This window comes from Anaerococcus jeddahensis, from assembly GCF_001182725.1.
GTDB classification, from domain to species: Bacteria; Bacillota; Clostridia; order Tissierellales; family Peptoniphilaceae; genus Anaerococcus; species Anaerococcus jeddahensis.
The window spans coordinates 608796-626251 of the sequence record NZ_CWHU01000005.1; the positions used below are offsets into that span (position 1 = coordinate 608796).

The 17456-nt window shown below is 26.8% G+C and carries 21 protein-coding genes; 20 read left to right on the forward strand and 1 reads right to left on the reverse strand.

The genetic code is table 11. From position 1 onward, the window contains the following. Nucleotide 1 precedes the first annotated feature (1 nt). From BN2087_RS05950 to BN2087_RS05965, 4 genes are read left to right on the forward strand one after another with little or no spacing between them, the layout of a single operon-like run. Nucleotides 2-1981 carry an ATP-dependent DNA helicase RecG gene (locus tag BN2087_RS05950; RefSeq protein ID WP_049690910.1) on the forward strand — a complete coding sequence of 660 codons (1980 nt, stop codon included), beginning with the start codon at nucleotides 2-4 and terminating at the stop codon, nucleotides 1979-1981. Beyond that, entirely contained in the window at nucleotides 1981-2541 is a 561-nt protein-coding gene (gene rsmD / locus BN2087_RS05955) for a 16S rRNA (guanine(966)-N(2))-methyltransferase RsmD (protein ID WP_049690911.1), read from the forward strand. Before BN2087_RS05950 ends, rsmD begins: the two co-directional genes overlap by 1 nt. Continuing rightward, nucleotides 2519-3025, forward strand: coding sequence for a pantetheine-phosphate adenylyltransferase (gene coaD / locus BN2087_RS05960; protein ID WP_049690912.1), 507 nt, complete (start codon nucleotides 2519-2521; stop codon nucleotides 3023-3025). Before rsmD ends, coaD begins: the two co-directional genes overlap by 23 nt. Next, a complete protein-coding gene (locus tag BN2087_RS05965; protein WP_049690913.1) occupies nucleotides 3012-3494 on the forward strand; it encodes an ATPase in 483 nt (160 codons plus the stop codon). The genes coaD and BN2087_RS05965 overlap by 14 nt, the downstream gene beginning before the upstream one ends. Nucleotides 3495-3503: 9 nt before the next feature. Here the strand turns inward: BN2087_RS05965 and BN2087_RS05970 are convergent, their stop codons facing one another. Further along, the gene (locus BN2087_RS05970) at nucleotides 3504-4679 is read right to left on the reverse strand and encodes a nucleotidyltransferase family protein (RefSeq protein WP_049690914.1); all 1176 of its coding nucleotides are present in this window, start codon (nucleotides 4677-4679) and stop codon (nucleotides 3504-3506) included. A 140-nt stretch (nucleotides 4680-4819) separates the two neighbouring features. Between BN2087_RS05970 and efp the strand changes: the two genes are divergently transcribed. The 16 genes from efp to BN2087_RS06050 are packed head-to-tail and all read left to right on the forward strand — an operon-like array spanning nucleotide 4820 to nucleotide 17382. Next, a complete protein-coding gene (efp, locus tag BN2087_RS05975; RefSeq protein WP_049690915.1) occupies nucleotides 4820-5377 on the forward strand; it encodes an elongation factor P in 558 nt (185 codons plus the stop codon). 10 nt (nucleotides 5378-5387) lie between these two features. Then, complete coding sequence (locus BN2087_RS05980; RefSeq protein WP_049690916.1) at nucleotides 5388-5702, forward strand: Asp23/Gls24 family envelope stress response protein; 315 nt, start codon at nucleotides 5388-5390, stop codon at nucleotides 5700-5702. Then, nucleotides 5699-6088, forward strand: coding sequence for a transcription antitermination factor NusB (gene nusB / locus BN2087_RS05985; protein WP_049690917.1), 390 nt, complete (start codon nucleotides 5699-5701; stop codon nucleotides 6086-6088). Before BN2087_RS05980 ends, nusB begins: the two co-directional genes overlap by 4 nt. After that, nucleotides 6089-7270 carry an exodeoxyribonuclease VII large subunit gene (xseA, locus tag BN2087_RS05990; protein ID WP_049690918.1) on the forward strand — a complete coding sequence of 394 codons (1182 nt, stop codon included), beginning with the start codon at nucleotides 6089-6091 and terminating at the stop codon, nucleotides 7268-7270. Then, nucleotides 7260-7454 carry an exodeoxyribonuclease VII small subunit gene (xseB, locus tag BN2087_RS05995; RefSeq protein ID WP_049690919.1) on the forward strand — a complete coding sequence of 65 codons (195 nt, stop codon included), beginning with the start codon at nucleotides 7260-7262 and terminating at the stop codon, nucleotides 7452-7454. The genes xseA and xseB overlap by 11 nt, the downstream gene beginning before the upstream one ends. Next, nucleotides 7447-8280: a polyprenyl synthetase family protein gene (locus tag BN2087_RS06000; RefSeq protein WP_245190851.1), complete on the forward strand. Its 834-nt coding sequence runs from the start codon at nucleotides 7447-7449 to the stop codon at nucleotides 8278-8280. Before xseB ends, BN2087_RS06000 begins: the two co-directional genes overlap by 8 nt. Continuing rightward, nucleotides 8277-8729, forward strand: a complete 453-nt coding sequence (locus tag BN2087_RS06005; protein WP_049690921.1) for an arginine repressor — start codon at nucleotides 8277-8279, stop codon at nucleotides 8727-8729. The genes BN2087_RS06000 and BN2087_RS06005 overlap by 4 nt, the downstream gene beginning before the upstream one ends. Next, complete coding sequence (gene recN, locus BN2087_RS06010; RefSeq protein WP_049690922.1) at nucleotides 8730-10418, forward strand: DNA repair protein RecN; 1689 nt, start codon at nucleotides 8730-8732, stop codon at nucleotides 10416-10418. A gap of 1 nt (nucleotide 10419) precedes the next feature. Then, nucleotides 10420-10959: an NUDIX hydrolase gene (locus BN2087_RS06015; protein ID WP_049690923.1), complete on the forward strand. Its 540-nt coding sequence runs from the start codon at nucleotides 10420-10422 to the stop codon at nucleotides 10957-10959. Then, nucleotides 10949-11662 (forward strand): segregation and condensation protein A, encoded by a 714-nt coding sequence (locus BN2087_RS06020; protein ID WP_049690924.1) that lies wholly within the window; start codon nucleotides 10949-10951, stop codon nucleotides 11660-11662. Before BN2087_RS06015 ends, BN2087_RS06020 begins: the two co-directional genes overlap by 11 nt. Continuing rightward, the gene (gene scpB, locus BN2087_RS06025; protein WP_049690925.1) at nucleotides 11655-12191 is read left to right on the forward strand and encodes an SMC-Scp complex subunit ScpB; all 537 of its coding nucleotides are present in this window, start codon (nucleotides 11655-11657) and stop codon (nucleotides 12189-12191) included. Before BN2087_RS06020 ends, scpB begins: the two co-directional genes overlap by 8 nt. Continuing rightward, nucleotides 12181-12876, forward strand: a complete 696-nt coding sequence (locus tag BN2087_RS06030; RefSeq protein ID WP_049690926.1) for a pseudouridine synthase — start codon at nucleotides 12181-12183, stop codon at nucleotides 12874-12876. The genes scpB and BN2087_RS06030 overlap by 11 nt, the downstream gene beginning before the upstream one ends. Nucleotides 12877-12879: 3 nt before the next feature. Beyond that, nucleotides 12880-14100, forward strand: a complete 1221-nt coding sequence (locus tag BN2087_RS06035) for a BaiN/RdsA family NAD(P)/FAD-dependent oxidoreductase (RefSeq protein WP_049690927.1) — start codon at nucleotides 12880-12882, stop codon at nucleotides 14098-14100. Next, the gene (cmk, locus tag BN2087_RS06040) at nucleotides 14093-14743 is read left to right on the forward strand and encodes a (d)CMP kinase (protein WP_049690928.1); all 651 of its coding nucleotides are present in this window, start codon (nucleotides 14093-14095) and stop codon (nucleotides 14741-14743) included. The genes BN2087_RS06035 and cmk overlap by 8 nt, the downstream gene beginning before the upstream one ends. Next, the gene (locus BN2087_RS06045) at nucleotides 14733-15323 is read left to right on the forward strand and encodes a lysophospholipid acyltransferase family protein (RefSeq protein WP_049690929.1); all 591 of its coding nucleotides are present in this window, start codon (nucleotides 14733-14735) and stop codon (nucleotides 15321-15323) included. The genes cmk and BN2087_RS06045 overlap by 11 nt, the downstream gene beginning before the upstream one ends. Before the next feature lies 1 nt (nucleotide 15324). Continuing rightward, a complete protein-coding gene (locus BN2087_RS06050) occupies nucleotides 15325-17382 on the forward strand; it encodes a bifunctional 4-hydroxy-3-methylbut-2-enyl diphosphate reductase/30S ribosomal protein S1 (RefSeq protein WP_049690930.1) in 2058 nt (685 codons plus the stop codon). Nucleotides 17383-17456: the final 74 nt, after the last annotated feature.

Below are 17456 nucleotides of genomic sequence, written 5' to 3' on the forward strand. Positions count from 1 at the left end.
GATGGATCTTTTAGATCTTAAGGGTATAGGAAAAAAGAAAAAAGAATATTTATCAAACTTATCTATCTATAAGGTAGAAGATTTATATAATTATTATCCTAGGGAGTATGAGGATAGGTCAAAAAAATTTGATTTATCCCATGGTCTTGATGGAAATAAGCACTATTATGAGTGGAAAATTGAATCAAAAGTTTACACAAACTATAGCAAAAAATTTTCTATTTCTTATCTTTATGCAAGTGAAAATGATAAAAGGATAAAAATTGTTTTTTTTAATGACAAATTTTCCCCTAGATCTTTAGAAATTGGTAAAACTTACAAATTTTATACTAAAGTTGTAAAAAATGGCTACGAATTGGAGTGCCATAATCCAGAATTTTCAAATCTTGATGATAAGAGAATTGGAAATATTGTTCCAATCTATCCTTTAACAAAGTCATTAAATAATAAAAATTTATCAGATTTTATTTGTCAGGCCTTGGAAAATTTTAATCAAGAAGAAATTTTATTGGATAAAAAGGTTCTTGATCAATTTAATTTTTCTAATAAACTTACAAATCTTAGGGAAATTCATTTTCCAACTAGTATAGAAAATTTAAAAAAAGCTAAGAGTCAGATAAAAATTATTGATTTTTTAAAGGAATTAATTTTTATTTATCTAATGCAAAAAGAAAATTCCTACCAAGATTTAAAATTGGATTTTGATTTGGATAATATTTTAAATAGGCTTGATTATAAATTGACACCTAGTCAATCTAAGGCACTACTTGAAATTTTAGAAGATTCTTCAAGTAAGTCAATTATGAATAGGCTTTTGTGCGGAGATGTTGGGAGTGGAAAAACTATAGTTGCCTTGATTGCTATGATTATTTTTTCTATAAATTCCTACCAATCTTGCATGATGGTGCCTACTGAAGTCTTGGCCATTCAACAATATAAAAAAAATAAAAAACTTATTGAAAGTTTTGGTTTAAAATTTTGTCTTTTGACTTCATCCGTTAAAAATAAGGATGAAATTAAAGAAAAAATCAAAAATGGGGAAGTTGATATAGTTATTGGAACCCATGCTCTTATTGTTGAAGATGTAGAATTTAAAAATTTGAAATTAATAGTTGCTGATGAGCAGCACCGTTTTGGAGTTAGACAAAGACAAGCCTTGTATGAAAAAGGTAATGATGCAAATTATCTAACAATGACAGCTACTCCAATTCCTAGAACTCTTTTTTTAAAGATGAAAAAGCTCTTAGACTTATCTCAAATTACAGAGCTTCCAAAGGGAAGAGGAGAAATTATAACAGAGCTTGTTCTTTTATCTATGGAAGCTAGTTTATTTTTAAAAATCAATAATTTTATCGAAAAGGGCAGACAAGTTTATGTCGTGAGTGATTCTATTGATAGTGATGATGAAAATAGTCTAGAAAATTTATACAAACGCTATAAGAAAAATTTTAAAAATGCTCGTATTGAAAAACTTCACGGAAAATTAAAAGCTGATCAAAAAGAGAAAATTTTAAAAGATTTTTCAGATGGTGAAATTGATATATTGATTTCTACAACTGTTATTGAAGTTGGAATTGATGTATCCAATGCAAATTGTATGGTAATTTACAATGCTAATAACTTTGGTTTATCATCTCTTCACCAACTTAGGGGAAGAATTGGTAGGGGAGAACACAAATCCTATTGTTATTTGATAAGCAAAAATATTGATGAAAGATCTAAACTAAATATTATTAAAAATTCAAATGACGGTTTTGAAATCGCAAAAAAAGATCTAAAGTTAAGGGGAGCAGGTAAAATTTTATCTACAATCCAACATGGTAAAAATCTTGATGATTTAAATTATTTAAATCTAAAAGAAGATGAAATTGATTTATGTTTTAAAATTTTTACTTATTTAAAAAATAATAATTTTGATGGTGTAAATTTTACTTACTTAGAAAAATATTTTAATATAGATAAGAGGATAGTGTTAAATTAATGAGAGTAGTAGCTGGAAAATACAAGGGATTTAATTTAAAATCACCAAAATCAAATAATTCAAGACCAACAGATAATAAGGTAAAGGAAGCTGTAATGGCTATGCTTTATCCTTTTAAAGAAAATTTTACAGTTCTTGATTTGTTTTCATGTACTGGACAAATGGGAATAGAATTTTTATCTCATGGGGCAAAGGAAGTTATTTTTGGTGAATTAAATAATTCTAATTATAGGATACTCAAAGAAAATATTGAAAAGACAAAAAGCGAAAATGCTAAATGTATAAGAGGGGATTTTAGAAAAGTTTTAGAAGTTTTAAAAGATGAAAATAAAACTTTTGACTACATATATTTGGATCCTCCTTATAAAGAGGATTATTTGAAAATTAGTCTAGAAACTATATTAGTCTACCATTTGTTGAATAAAGATGGTATAATAATAAGCGAATCAGATAAGGATATTGATTTTTCTCACATGACTAATTTAAATTTAATTAAAGAAAAAAAATATGGAAGGAAAATCATAAAAATTTATTGCTATGAAAGTGATATATCCAGGTAGCTTTGATCCTATTACGATCGGACATTTAGATATAATTAAAAGATTAAATGATATGTTTGATGAGGTAATCATTGCTATATTGATAAATGAAGCCAAGCACTCTCTTTTCTCAATTAAAGAGAGAAAACAATTAATAGAAAAAGATATTGAAGAATATAAATTAGAAAATGTAAAAGTAAAAACATTTGAAGGTTTATTGGTCGACTTTGCAAAAAAAGAAAATTCAAAAATAATAGTTAGGGGAATTAGGGCTATTGCAGATTATGAGTATGAGATGAATATTGCTCAATTCAATACTAATCTTTACCCAGGTCTTGAAACTATATTTTTACTTTCTGACCCAAAATTCTCGTTTATAAGTTCAAGCGGAGTAAGAGAGCTAGCTAGTTTTGGTGGAGATGTATCTAAATTTGTATCAAAAAATGTAAAAAAAGCTATATATGAAAAAAATAATCTAGGAGGAAAAAATAATGGCAAATATTAATGAACTTATTGATGAAATTGAAGATATAATGGACAACGCTAGTTCAGTACCATTTTCAAGAAAGGTTTCTGTAGATCCAGACGAAATTTTTGAAATAGTTAGGGACATGAGAGATTCCCTACCAACAGAAATTAAAAATGCTCAATGGATTAACGATGAAAAAGAAAGAATTCTTCAAGAAGCTGATAACGAAGCAAGATCTAAGGTTGAAAATGCAAATAATGAAATTAAAAATTTCAAAGAACAAGCTAAAAGTCAATATCAAAGAATGATTTCTGAACATCAAATAACAGCCCAAGCTAGACAAGAAGCACAAAGAATTCTTGAAGAAGCAAATCAAGAGGCTAATAAAATTAAACAACAATCATACCAATACATTGACCAATTATTTACAAAATCAAGTGAAAACTTCAACCAATTGGCTCAATCATTGGAAAAAAATAAACAACATATATTAAATCAAAAATAAAAAAATCCTCTATATTGAGGATTTTTTTATTGAGATTTTTTGTTTGTAATCGTAATCGAAGTCTCTTCCTATGAGTAGTGAATAAAGGTTAGAGGCTTTATTTATTTGCTCACAAATTATTTTATTTTCCTTATCTAACTTTTCCAAATCTTTTTTTTGAATTACAACATCAAGGTCCGTTTCTTTAAATAAAGTTAAGGCTTTTTCGTTAAAGGCAAGTACTTTTATGAAATTGATATCAATTTCATTTAAAAAAGTTTTATTATCTAGTAAATAATTTATCATAAGTCTTTTTATCCTTGAACTTGTAAATCTTTGACTTGAAGAATTTTTTAAAAAATCTTCATAAGATTTATTTTCTCTAGCCATTTTTATTAAATAATTATCCATACCTTCCTCAAAACACAAAATATTTTTCATATTTCTTTTTTCAATTAAGATTTTATAAGAAAAAAGATTATACAAATAATTATTATTAGGAAAAAAAGAATATTGGTTTTTAAATTCATTAATATATTTGTAAGAAATTTCTGGCAAGTACTCTTTTATTTTTATATCATTTATATTATTTCTAATTGAGCTTGATGATGCGAAATGATTAAAATTAAAATTTTCATCCTTATTCATAGATTTTTGTCTTTTTATGGGAAGAGCTTTTATATTTGAATTTAAATTTTTGATTGCCCTAAAATATTCTAGAGCAAGGATATTATTTGCCGAAAAAAATTGTTCATCATCAACGTATTTATTGGATGAAAGATAGGAGGACTTGGCGTAAGACATTCCTTGTTTTAGATAAGTTTTTATATCTTTATTTATCTTATCTTTATTATCAAATAATTTTTCACAAGTTATAAAAAAATCTTTCTCTTTTATATTTTCAATTCCAAAGGCAAGATAATCAATTTTTAATTTATTTAAAATTTCTATATTTTTTTGGGCAAATAAATTTGCAGCTTGCAAAGAAATAAATGAGGGCATTTCAATTACAAGATCTGCAGAAATCATGGCGGAATTTGCTCTTTTATATTTATCGATAAGACTAATCTCACCTCTTTGGACAAAGTCTCCACTCATTATAGAAATTAGCAAATCTGCATTTGTAATTTCTCTTGCTTTTTTTTGTATGTAATTGTGGCCGTTATGAAACGGATTATATTCTGATATTATTGCTAATTTTTTCATAATTACTCCTTTATTTATTATATCAAATAGAAAAAAATAAAGTGAAAAAATATTTTGATTTATTACATAATTTTACATTTAAATTTAAAAAAGTTAATAATAGTGGTATAATATTAAAAAAAGACCGATTAGGAGGATATATGATATCAGCAAATGATTTAAGAAAAGGAATAACTTTTGAATATGATGGGGATGTTTATCAAGTAATTGATTTTCAACACGTAAAACCAGGTAAGGGTGCAGCTTTTGTTAGGGCAAAAATAAAATCTGTAATGCAAGGTGGAAATAAGGATGTAACATTTAACCCAAATGAAAAGTTTGAACAAGCTATAATTTCTACAAAAGAAATGCAATACTTATACAATGATGGACAATTGTATTATTTCATGGATCCAGAAACTTTTGAACAAATTCCAGTAGATAAGGATGCTGTTTCTGAAGCAATTCCATATATCAAAGAAAATGATACAGCTACAATGAGATTTTATAAAAATAAACCATTTTCTATTGAAGCACCAAATTTTGTAGAGCTTGAAGTTATTAAAACTGAACCAGCAGTTAAAGGTGATACAGCGACAAACGTAACAAAACCTGCAGAAGTTGAAACAGGAGCAATTATAAATGTACCAGTTTTTGTAAATGAGGGAGATGTTATAAAAATTGATACAAGAAAAGGGGAATATTTATCCAGAGTATAAAGGAGATATAATGACAAGAAGTTTTAATTTTGGAAGTGTTAGAATTGCCAATGAAACTATTGAAGCTATAGCAAGAAAAGCTTCAAGCGAAGTAAATGGTGTAATTGAAGTAAACACAAAATCCAATAAAGAAGCTAAAAATACAAAAGTATCTGTTATGAATGGATTTATAATTATAGACTTAAATCTTGTACTTAATGCAGATGTTAATGTAAGAAAAACTATTAAAAACGTTCAAGAAAATGTAAAAAGACAAGTTGAAACTATGACTGGCTTAAAAGTTAAAAGAGTCAATGTCGAAGTTAATAGTTTAGTAATACAATGAATAGAAAACAACAAAGAGATTGGGCTTTCAAATTAATTTTTGAAGACCAAATTAAAAGCCTTAATGATATTGACCAAGCCCTTATTAATCACGAAATAGATCTTGATAAAGATTCATTTTTATATGAATCTTTAAAAGCCTACGTAGAAAATTTCGAAAAAATAGAAAAAATAATTAATGATCAAATTGGCTCAAGTGCACTAAAAAGACTTTCAAAAGTTGATAGGTCAATTTTATTTTTGAGCGTAAATGAATTTGAAAATATGGAAATTCCAGTAAGTGTATCTATTAATGAAGCTGTAAATATAGCAAAAGAATATTCTACAAGCGATGGTTATAAGTTTATAAACAGTGTATTAGGAAAAATTGCAGAAAAGAGAAAATAGTTGAAATCTTTAAGCGTTAAACAATTTAACCAATATATAAAAACTTCTTTTAAACACGATCCCTTATTTCAAAACATAAGTATAAAAGGTGAAATATCCAATTACAAAATTTCTCACAATCACATATATTTTTCATTAAAAGAAGATAATGAAATTATTGATTGTGTAATTTATTATTATGAAGATAAAAATTTAGACCAATATAATAATGGAGATGAAGTTGTTGTTGATGGAAATCTTATATACAACAGCTTTTTTTCTAAAATTTCTATTGCAGTAAAAAATATAGAAAAAATGGGACTTTCTAAAGATTATTTATATTTTTTGAAAGTAAAGGAAGATTTTTATAAAAAAGGTTATTTTGACGTAAATCTAAAGAAAACTATATGCGATTATCCTAAAAATATTGGCCTTATAACATCTGACAAATCAGCTGCCATAGTTGATTTTCTTTCAGTTATAAACAAAGAAATATCTGATATAAATATATATTTGTATCCAGTTAAAGTACAAGGACTTAGTGCAAAAGATGAAATAATTAATGCAATTGATGTTCTTGATAAAAAAAATCTGGATGCAATTGTCCTAACCCGTGGAGGTGGGAGCAAGGAAGATTTGAAAGTCTTTAATGAAAAAGATATTGTAGAAAAAATTTACCAAGCAAAAAGTCCAATAATTTCTGCCATAGGCCACAAAATCGACTTGTCTTTGACAGATCTAGTAAGTGATTTGTCTTTACAAACTCCGACTGAGGCAGGTTCTTTTTTGGTTAGAAATTATAAAAAAATTAGAGATCAAATAAATAAAATTTTTATAGATATTAAAAAAACCCTTGATAGAAATATTGAAATTAAAGAATTAAAGCTTAAAAATATGAAAGTAAAACTTAACTCTTATAGCCTTGATAATTTGTTAGATTCAAAGTCTAAAAACCTAGATGATATTTTTGAAAAAATCAAAGATAAGCTTGATAAAAATATAGGAGAAAAAGAAAATAAGCTTTCGATGTTGGGCTTAAAACTTAATTCTTTGAAATCTATTTTGGATATTAGAAAAAAAAGTATTTTTGTTAAGGATTTTGATGGAAAATTTATCTATTCAAAATATTCTTTAAAAAATAAGGATAAGGTAAAAATTATATTTGCAGATGGAGAAGTGAAAGCTGAGATTTATGATGGATAACAACTTTGAAGAAAATTACAAAAAAATGGAATCTTTGCTCAAGGATTTAGAAGACAATAAGGATAATATTGATAAAAGCCTTGAAATTTACAAAGAAGCCAAAGAAATTTATGATAAGCTTAATAAAAAAATCAATGATTATAAGGCGAAGGTTGAAATAATAAATAATGACGAAAATGAATAAAGAAGTATTTGATGAAATTTTAATAAATGACAAAAAACTTATCGATAAGGCAATGGCAAAAAAATTTGAGGATGATAATCCTTTAAAAGAAGCCTTGATATATGCTAGTGATTCTGGAAAAAGAATTAGACCTGTTGTATTTTTAGAAACTATAAAAATGCTTTTGGGAGAAGAGGTAATTGATGAAAAAATAATTGATTTTGCCCTATCTCTTGAAATGGTTCATGCTTATTCTTTGGTTCACGATGATATGCCTTGTATGGATAATGATGATTACAGGAGAGGAAAGCTTACAGTTCACAAAAAATTTGGAGAAGATTTAGCAGTTTTAGTAGGAGATAGTCTCCTTTCTTTTGCTTTTGAAAATGTTCTAGCTTTGAGTATATATGACCAACGTTTTCTTTTACCTGGAAAATATTTGGCAAGGGCTTGTGGAAAAGATGGAATGATAAAAGGTCAAGTTTTTGATATAAAAGCTAAAAAAAACGCAGATTCATCCTACGTTCTAGACGTGTATAAAAACAAAACTGCAAGACTATTTATGGCAGCTCTAGTTATGGCTGGTCTTTATGCAAAAGTGAGCGATGAAAAAATCAAAAAACTTGAAGACTATGCTTATTATTTGGGACTTTCTTTTCAATTACAAGATGATATTTTGGACAAGTATGATGAAATTGAATTAAATATTTTATCATGTATTTCTATGGATGAGGCAAAAAAATTACTATTGGACTTTAATAAAAAAGCAAAAGAAAATATTAAAGACTTTAAGGACAATGATTTTCATATTTATTTAATTGATTATTTAACAGAGAGGATTAAATGAAAAAATATACTAGACAAAGACTTATTTTAGATATTATTCAAAATAATGAAGTAAAAACACAAAGTCAACTTTCAAACTTATTAAAAGCTCAAGGAGTAGATGCTACTCAAGCAACAATTTCAAGAGATATAAAAGAGCTTAGAATTTCAAAAGTTCAAACTGATGATTATGATTACAAATATACTGTAATTGATACAGTTTATGATTCTTTAAATGAAAGAATGGAAAAAATATTTAAGGAATCCGTTCTCTCAGTAGAAAGATCTTACCAATTAGTTGTAATTAAAACTATTTCATATACAGCAACTGTTTGTGGTCTATATATTACAAATGCAAAACTTGAAAATATAGGTGGAATTGTAACTGGTCTTGATACAATATTTATTACACCAAAAAATATTGATGAAGTCGACGATTTAATTGAAATTTTAAGAAGTATGGTGAAGTAAGTGTTAGCTGAGTTATTTATTAATAACCTAGTAATTATTAAAAGAGATCATTTATTTTTTGATAGCGGATTTAATGTTTTATCTGGAGAAACTGGATCTGGTAAAAGTTTGATACTTGAAGCTATAAATATAGTTTTGGGAAAAAGGGCCAACAAGGATATAATTGGAAAATTTGATGACAAAACAATTGTTGAGGCTGTTTTTGACCTAGATTATGAAACTATAAAAAAATTAGAAAATAAAGATATAACTTTTGATGATAATAAGCTAATAATTACAAGAACTATTAACCAACAATCATCATCCATTAGAATTAATGGAAGAGTTGCAAATCTTTCTTTGGTTAAGGAAATTTCAGTTTTGCTTATAGACATTTATAAGCAAGGTGATTCAAATATTTTTATGGATAAGGATAACTACCTTGATATAATTGATGCTTATAATAAAAATGATAATGATATAAATTTGAAAAATGAAATTAGCAATTTATATAAGGAAAAAAACAATTTACTAAAAAAATTTGAAAATTTCAATTTAAGTGATGAAGAAGTTTTAAGAGAAAAAGAACTTATAAATTATCAAATAGATGATATTGAACAAATTGATTTATTAAATATTAATGAAGAAGAAATAGACCAAGAATATAAGAAATTAAATTCTATAACTGAGCTTAGGGAAAGTATAGAAAAAAGTGAAGAATTAATCTCATCATTTGACTATGACCAAATAAGTATAAGCTCACTTCTTGCAAGTTTATCTTCAAATCTATCAGAATTTTCAGGAATTGATAAGAGTATTGAAGAAGTTAATGATAAAATTTATACTCTAATTGATTTGGCTAATGAAATTTATTCTGAGCTTGATTCATATAAGGAAAATCTTGACCAAAATCCTGAAAGACTTTATGAACTTGAGATGATAAATCAAAAACTTTTTGATTTGAAAAGAAAATATGGTACTAATATAGAAGATATTTTAAAATATTACGATAAAATTTCTTTAAGACTTAAAGAATTAGAAAAAATTTCTGATTTTAAGAAAAATATCAACAAAGACATTAAAGAAATTGACGAAAAATTAGAAAAAAAATCTAAAGAACTTTCAAAAATAAGAAAAGATAAGTCGAAAAATCTAGAAAAAGAAATTAAAAGCGAAATTCAATCACTAAATATAGTAAATGGAGATTTTAAGGTTTTATTTAACAAAAAAAATATAGATTCCAATGGAATTGATGATATAGATTTTCTAATCAAAACTAACAAGGGTGAAGATTTAAAATCCTTGTCAAAAACTGCATCTGGAGGAGAAATTTCTCGTATTGTTTTATCCTTTAAAAAAATATTTGCAGATTATGATAAAATTGATACCATGATATTTGATGAAATTGATCAAGGAATAAGCGGAAGAACTGCACAAATTGTTGGAGAAAAAATATTAGATTTATCAAAGGAAAGGCAAATTCTTGCCATAAGCCATCTTCCACAAATTGCATCTCTTTCAACAAATCACATCTTAATAGAAAAATATGATGAAAAAGATTTGACCATATCTAAATCTACAAATATTGAGGGAGAAGATAGGACAAAAGAGATAGCAAGATTATTGGCTGGAGTTGATATAACAGACAAAACCATAGAATCTGCCAAAGAAATGATTGAAATGGCTCATGATTTAAGAAAAGGAAAATAATATGGATAATTATGAAAAAACGATAAAAGTGGACAATATTTATGAAGGTAAAATTCTTTCACTAAGAGTTGAAACTGTAGAAATGCCTGATAAAAAATATTCAAAAAGAGAAATAGTTGACCATATGAAGGGAGTAGGAATTATTGCTTTTGATGGTGAAGATTCTATATATTTAGTTCGCCAATATAGAAAGGCTATAGATGAATTTACTCTAGAAATTCCAGCAGGTCTAGTTGAAGCAAATGAAAAACCAATTGAAACTGCAAAAAGAGAATTGCAAGAAGAAATTGGTTATAAACCTTTGGATATAGAATATTTATTTGATATGCACGCATCTCCTGGTTTTACAAATGACAAATTATCCTTCTTTTTGGCAAAAGATTTAGAAGAATCAAAACTAGAAGAAGATGAAGACGAATTTTTGGAAAGAAAATCATTTAAAATTGACGATATTTATAATATGGTTATAAATGGTGAAATTACAGATGCAAAAACAATAATAGCTGTATTGTATGCAAAAAGATTGATTGATGAAAAGTAATAGTTTAAATATTGATTTGGAAGTTTACACAGGACCTTTTGATGTTTTGTTAAAACTTATTGAAAAACAAAAAGTAGATATTTATGACATAAAAATAGAAGATATAACAAGCCCTTATATGGAGGCTATCAACGAAATGGATATTCCTCTTGGTCAATTAAGCGAGTTTATTTATATATCTTCTATTTTGTTATATATAAAATCCAGCAAATTAATGCCAAAGGATAATGATGACACTATAGAAGAAGATTTTATATCCTATCTTATAGAATACAAAAAAATAAAAAGTGTAGAAGATGATTTAAAAAATTTAGAAAATGAGGCAAAATCATATTTTACAAAATACCAAGAAGATCTATCCCAATATAAAAGTGAAGATGAAATAATAGCAAAAGATGTAAATATTTTAAAAAATGAATTTACAAAATTAATCAAGGCCTATAAAAATGAAAAAATAGAAAAACCTGATTTGATAAAATCTATAAAAAGACTTGATGTAAATGATTATATAAAAAAAATAAGAAATACTTTGAAATTTACAAAATCAATAAGGTTAAATAAAATAACTGATGAAATAAAATCAAAAGCAGCTTGTATTGGGACATTTTTGGCCTTACTTGAGCTTGTAAGATTGAAAGAAATTTACTTAGAAGAAGAAAATACAAACGAGTTTTTAATAATAAAAAGGGAAAATGATGAATGATACTTATTTAAAAGGAATTATTGAAGAAATTTTATATATTTGGGGTGAACCAATTGATATCAATGATCTTTCAAAAATTATTTTTGATGCCGAGAAATCTGAAATAAGAAAGGCAATAAATGAAATGATGGTTGAAAGAAATGAAAATTCATCTGGTCTTATTATTAAAAAATATGAAAACAAATATCAATTTTCAACTAGGTCAGATCATGAAAAATATATTTCAAATATAGTAAAAAAATCTGAAAAGAATTTGTCAAATTCTTCACTCGAAACTCTTTCAATAATCGCCTACAAGCAACCAATAACTAGGGCTGAAATAGATAAAATAAGAGGAGTTAAATCTCAATCAACCATTGATTCTCTTTTGGATAAAAAATTAATAAAAGAAAATGGTAGGCTTGATAAGATTGGAAAACCAATAATTTATGTGACTACTGATTTATTTTTGAAATATTTTAATATTTCAAGCCTTGACCAATTGCCAAAAATAGATGAAGAGATATCAGGTGAATTAGATGAGGATTAATAAATTTATAGCAAAAACAGGACTTGCTTCAAGAAGAAAAAGCGAAGAATATATAAAAAATGGCTTAGTTTTTGTAAATGGGAAAAAGCTTGAAGACTTATCTTACCAGGTAAAAGATGATGATGAAGTTAAGGTGAATGGTAAAATCTTAAAAATACAAGAAAAATTTTATTATAAATTGAATAAACCACTTGGATACATTTCTTCAAATTATGATCCCCACAATAAAAAAGACTTAAATGAGTTAATTAAAATTGATGGGAGATTTTTTTGTGCAGGAAGACTTGACAAAGACAGCCACGGCCTTATGTTAATTACAAATGATGGAAATATTACCAACAAAATAATTCATCCAAGTAAGGAAATTAATAAAACATATTTGGTAAGAGTCGATAAGATATTATCAAAAGCTCAAGAGGAAAAATTTAAAAATTCAATAAAATTATCCGAAAATGAGATAACAAGTAAGGCAAAAATTTCTTTAATCGATAAAAATCAAATTCTTTATAAGGTTATAATCCACCAAGGTTATAACAGGCAGGTTAGAAGGATGTTTTCTTATTTTGGCATAAAAGTTTTGGATTTAAAAAGAATAAAAATTGGAGAAATTGAACTTGGTAACTTAGAAGATGGTGCATATAAAAGGCTTAGTCAAAAAGAATTTGAATATTTAGAAAGTTTATAAATTATGGAAATAGGAATAATTGGAGCAGGAGCTAGCGGGATTTTTACTGCTATAAATGCTAAAGATGAAAAAAATAATATCACCTTAATAGAAAAAAATGAAAAAATTGGGAAAAAATTATTTATAACTGGTAAGGGCAGGTGTAATATCACAAATGCAAAATTTTTTGATGAATTTTTAGACCATATTTTGGTTAATAAGAAATTTATGTATTCATCATTTACAAATTTTGATAATTACGCTCTTATGGACTTTCTTGAAAATAAAGGTTTAAAACTTACAGTTCAAAGGGGAGATAGGGTTTTTCCAAAAAGTGAAAAATCTAGTGATGTGATAAAATTATTTGAAAAATTATTAGATGATAAAAAAATAGATTTAAAATTAAATGAAAATGTTCAAAAAATCAAAAAAGAGTCAAATAAATTCATTGTAGAAACAAACAAGAATACTTATGAATTTGATAAAATAATCATTGCAACAGGAGGACTATCTTATCCTTTGACTGGATCAAATGGTGATGGCTACAAATTTGCTAAAGCTTTCTCCCATAAGATTATTAGTCAAAAACCAGGACTTTGTCCTATAAAAATTTCAGACCATGATTTAGATTCATTAAATGGAATTTCTTTAAAAAATGTAAGTTTAAATGTAGAGTGTGAAAAGAAAAATTATAGTGAATTTGGCGAGATGCTTATAGGGAAAAATTTCATTACGGGACCTATTGTTTTAACAATGTCATCATTAATTAATAGGCAAAAGGTGAAAAATATTTATATTGACTTAAAAGCAAGTCTTGATTTTGAAAAGCTTGATAATAGATTAATAAGAGATTTTGAAAATAATTCTAACAAGGATATAGGAAATATTTTAAAAAAATTGCTTTTAAATGCCTTTGTTGATGTAATTTTAAATAGAGCTCAAATAGACTACCACACAAAAGCAAATCAAATTACAAAAGAAGAAAGATATAGGCTAATTGGTGAAATTAAACACTTTAATTTGAATTTTGCAGGACTTTATCCAATAAAAAATGCAATTATAACTTCTGGAGGAGTAGATTGCAAAGAGCTTGATCCAAAAAGTATGGAATCAAAAAAAGTTTCGGGACTTTATTTTGTTGGAGAAGTAACAGATGTAGATGCTCTTACTGGTGGTTATAATTTACAAATAGCATTTTCACAAGCTTTTGCATGCGCAAAAGATTTAAGGAGGACTAATGAGTAATTTTATTATAGCTTTGGATGGTCCAAGTGGATCAGGAAAAAGTACAATAGCAAATATTTTGGCAAAAAAATTAAAAATTTCATACCTAAATACAGGTTCAATGTACAGGGCCTTAACCCTATTCTTTTTAGAAAATGGTATTAATAATGAAGACAAAATTGACCTTAAACTTCTTCAAAATATAAAAATAGATATAAATGAAGATAGGGTAATTTTAAACGGTAAAGATGTAAGTGAAGAAATTAGAAATAAAATTGTAACAGAAAATGTGTCTTGGGTTTCATCAATTCCACTTGTTCGTAAATATTTGGTTGATATGCAAAGAAAAATTTCGGAAAATAAGTCAATAATACTTGATGGACGTGACATAGGAACTGTAGTTTTTCCAAATGCTAAATATAAATTTTTTCTAGTTGCATCAAGTGAGATTAGGGCAAAAAGGCGTTATGAGCAAAATGAAATTGATAAATCTTTAGAAGAGATTCAAAAAGATATAGAAAAAAGAGACTATATTGACTCTCACAGAGAAATTTCACCCCTAAAAAAAGCAAGTGACGCTATAGAAATTGATTCATCAAATTTAACAATTGATGAAACAATAAATGAAATTTTGGGAAAAATGGATAAAGAAGATGTTTTATAGACTTATATATTCAATACTTAGAATAATAGCAACTCCTTTATTTAGAATAAGGGTTCATGGGATTGAAAAAATTCCAGAAAACAGAAAATATATAGTATGCGCAAATCATAAGTCAATGATTGATCCTGTTTTTATAGCCCTTGCACTTGATAGGCAAGTTCATTTTATTGCAAAAAAAGAATTATTTGAAGTACCAGTTTTAAAAAATATTTTAAAATTTTTAAAAGCCATACCTGCTCAAAGAGATGGAAAAGATTTGTCAGTTTTAAGAGATTCAATTAAGCTTATTAAATCTGGAAAAATTTTGGGAATATTTCCAGAAGGGACAAGAGTAAAAGAAGTAAAAAGAGAAAATATAAAAGATGGGGCAGGATATATTGCACTCAAATCAAAAACTGATATATTAACAATAGAAATCATATCTTCTTATAAGCCATTTTTTAAAACGGACTTGTATATAAAAAATCTTGTAAAAGTTGAAGATTTTAAAAATTTAAAATCAAAAGATGCAATGGAAAAAATAATGGATGAAACTTATGAGAAAATGTATGAAAATCACAAGTTTTTAAGAAAGGTTTGAGATGAAAATAATAGTAGCAAAAAATTCTGGCTTTTGCAATGGAGTTAGAAGAAGTGTAGATCTTGCAAATAAAACAAGCGGAAAAAATATAAAATCATATACACTTGGACCCTTGGTTCATAATCCAACTCAAGTAAAAATGCTTGAAGAAAAGGGTGTTGGTGTAATTGATGAAAAAGAAGCTTTAAATTTAAAAAATTCACAAATTGTTATAAGAAGTCACGGTGTAAGTGAAAAATTAAAAGATGATCTTAGGAAAAATTCTAATGACGTAATTGATGCAACTTGTCCGGTTCTTATAAATATTTATAAAAAAATCAAAGAAAAAGAAAATGAAGGTTATACCATAATAATTATAGGAGATAAAGATCATCCTGAAATAAAAGCTATGGCATCTTACGTAAATAATGGTATAATAATTAAGAATGAGACTGAAGCAAAAAATATTACAAATATGTCAAAACTTTATGTTGTTAGTCAAACAACAAACAGAATTGATTTTTTTGAGAATATTGCTCATGAGTTAGAGAAGACGAATGATGATGTAGTAATAGAAAATACAATCTGCAATGCTACAAGATTAAGGCAAGAAGCATGTAAGAGCCTTTCGAAAGAAGTTGATTGTATGATTGTTGTTGGTGGTTTTAATAGTTCGAATACAAACAAGCTTTATCAAATAGCACAAAAGTATTGTAAAAATGTTAAAAGAATAGAAACTGTTAAAGATCTACCTTTGCAAAAGCTCTCAAATTTTAATATAATAGGGGTAATCGCTGGTGCGTCCACACCAGATCAGGTTATCGAGGAGGTAGTTAATAGGATGGATGATTTAACAAACGAAGAATTAATGAATAGCATTGAAGACAGTATGAAAAAAATATACCCAAGAGATGTTATTAACGGAACAATTATTGATGTGAAGGATGATGAAGTTTTTGTAGACATTCAATATCGTGCAGATGGTATTGTAAAACTTGACGAAATGAGTGAAGAACAAAGAGAAAATCCTAAAGATCACTTTGAAATTGGTCAAGAAGTTGAAGTTTATGTTATAAAAATAGATGATGGTGAAGGCAATGTAGCTTTATCTACAAGAAGAGTAGAAGGAATGAAAAACTGGAAAACTCTAAGAGAAGCTTTTGAAAACGAACAAACTGTTGAAGGTGAAATATCAGGAGCTAACAAAGGTGGTTTAACTGCTAGAGTTATGGGAATCAATGGATTTGTTCCAGCAAGCCAAATTGCACCATATTTTGTTAAAAACTTCAAAAAATTTGTTGGTGAACATTGGGATCTTAAAATCATTTCAATTGATGAGAGAAAAAATCGTCTAGTTTTATCAAGAAAAGACATTGTTGAAGAAAAACTTGATGAACAATGGGATGAATTAGAAGAAGGACAAGTTATAACAGGAAAAGTAGCAAGATTAACCGACTTTGGTGCTTTTGTTGAAATAGGAAGCCTTGATGGATTACTTCACGTTTCTGACATATCCTGGACAAGAGTTGAACACCCAAGAGATGTACTAAACATTGGCGATGATATTGAAGTTAAAATCTTAAAACTTAATAAAGAAAAAAATAGAATTTCTCTAGGAAGAAAACAACTTCTTGAAAAACCATTTGCAGAATTTGCAAATGAACATGAAGTTGGCGACGTTATTACAGGTAAAGTTGTAAACTTACTTGACTTTGGTGCTTTCGTTGAAGTAAGCGAAGGTGTTGAAGGTTTAATTCACGTTTCTGAAATTTCATGGGATCACGTTGAAAAACCATCTGATGAATTAAATGTTGGCGATGAAGTAGAAGTAAAAATCTTAAGCATTGATCCAGAAGAAGAAAAAATTGGTCTTTCAATTAAAGCTTTAAAAGAAGCTCCAGAAAGAAGTGAAAGAAAACCAAGAAGAAATTTTGAAGAAAATAAAAATAGATCTAATGCTAAAGCTAAAAGAAAAGCTGAGAAGAAAGAATTAAATAATGAATTTGGTGATAACGACTTAAATAATAACATTGGATTTGCTATAGAAGAAGTATTATCAGGAATAGAAATAGAAGACTAAGATTCTACTGAAGAATAAACTGATAAATGACAATTACACAAAAAGAGATGGTTTAAATCATCTCTTTTTTAGCT

What these genes read in the sequence shown, in the direction of transcription:
- BN2087_RS06030 (WP_049690926.1), top strand. Translation starts at nt 12,181, where the DNA reads ATGAGGATTAATAAATTTATAGCAAAAACAGGACTTGCTTCAAGAAGA.
- cmk (WP_049690928.1), top strand. Translation starts at nt 14,093, where the DNA reads ATGAGTAATTTTATTATAGCTTTGGATGGTCCAAGTGGATCAGGAAAA.
- BN2087_RS06045 (WP_049690929.1), top strand. Translation starts at nt 14,733, where the DNA reads ATGTTTTATAGACTTATATATTCAATACTTAGAATAATAGCAACTCCT.
- coaD (WP_049690912.1), top strand. Translation starts at nt 2,519, where the DNA reads ATGAAAGTGATATATCCAGGTAGCTTTGATCCTATTACGATCGGACAT.
- BN2087_RS06035 (WP_049690927.1), top strand. Translation starts at nt 12,880, where the DNA reads ATGGAAATAGGAATAATTGGAGCAGGAGCTAGCGGGATTTTTACTGCT.
- rsmD (WP_049690911.1), top strand. Translation starts at nt 1,981, where the DNA reads ATGAGAGTAGTAGCTGGAAAATACAAGGGATTTAATTTAAAATCACCA.
- BN2087_RS06000 (WP_245190851.1), top strand. Translation starts at nt 7,447, where the DNA reads ATGAATAAAGAAGTATTTGATGAAATTTTAATAAATGACAAAAAACTT.
- BN2087_RS05950 (WP_049690910.1), top strand. Translation starts at nt 2, where the DNA reads ATGGATCTTTTAGATCTTAAGGGTATAGGAAAAAAGAAAAAAGAATAT.
- BN2087_RS06020 (WP_049690924.1), top strand. Translation starts at nt 10,949, where the DNA reads ATGAAAAGTAATAGTTTAAATATTGATTTGGAAGTTTACACAGGACCT.
- nusB (WP_049690917.1), top strand. Translation starts at nt 5,699, where the DNA reads ATGAATAGAAAACAACAAAGAGATTGGGCTTTCAAATTAATTTTTGAA.
- BN2087_RS06015 (WP_049690923.1), top strand. Translation starts at nt 10,420, where the DNA reads ATGGATAATTATGAAAAAACGATAAAAGTGGACAATATTTATGAAGGT.
- BN2087_RS06005 (WP_049690921.1), top strand. Translation starts at nt 8,277, where the DNA reads ATGAAAAAATATACTAGACAAAGACTTATTTTAGATATTATTCAAAAT.
- BN2087_RS05965 (WP_049690913.1), top strand. Translation starts at nt 3,012, where the DNA reads ATGGCAAATATTAATGAACTTATTGATGAAATTGAAGATATAATGGAC.
- BN2087_RS06050 (WP_049690930.1), top strand. Translation starts at nt 15,325, where the DNA reads ATGAAAATAATAGTAGCAAAAAATTCTGGCTTTTGCAATGGAGTTAGA.
- BN2087_RS05970 (WP_049690914.1), bottom strand. Translation starts at nt 4,679, where the DNA reads ATGAAAAAATTAGCAATAATATCAGAATATAATCCGTTTCATAACGGC.
- efp (WP_049690915.1), top strand. Translation starts at nt 4,820, where the DNA reads ATGATATCAGCAAATGATTTAAGAAAAGGAATAACTTTTGAATATGAT.
- BN2087_RS05980 (WP_049690916.1), top strand. Translation starts at nt 5,388, where the DNA reads ATGACAAGAAGTTTTAATTTTGGAAGTGTTAGAATTGCCAATGAAACT.
- xseB (WP_049690919.1), top strand. Translation starts at nt 7,260, where the DNA reads ATGATGGATAACAACTTTGAAGAAAATTACAAAAAAATGGAATCTTTG.
- scpB (WP_049690925.1), top strand. Translation starts at nt 11,655, where the DNA reads ATGAATGATACTTATTTAAAAGGAATTATTGAAGAAATTTTATATATT.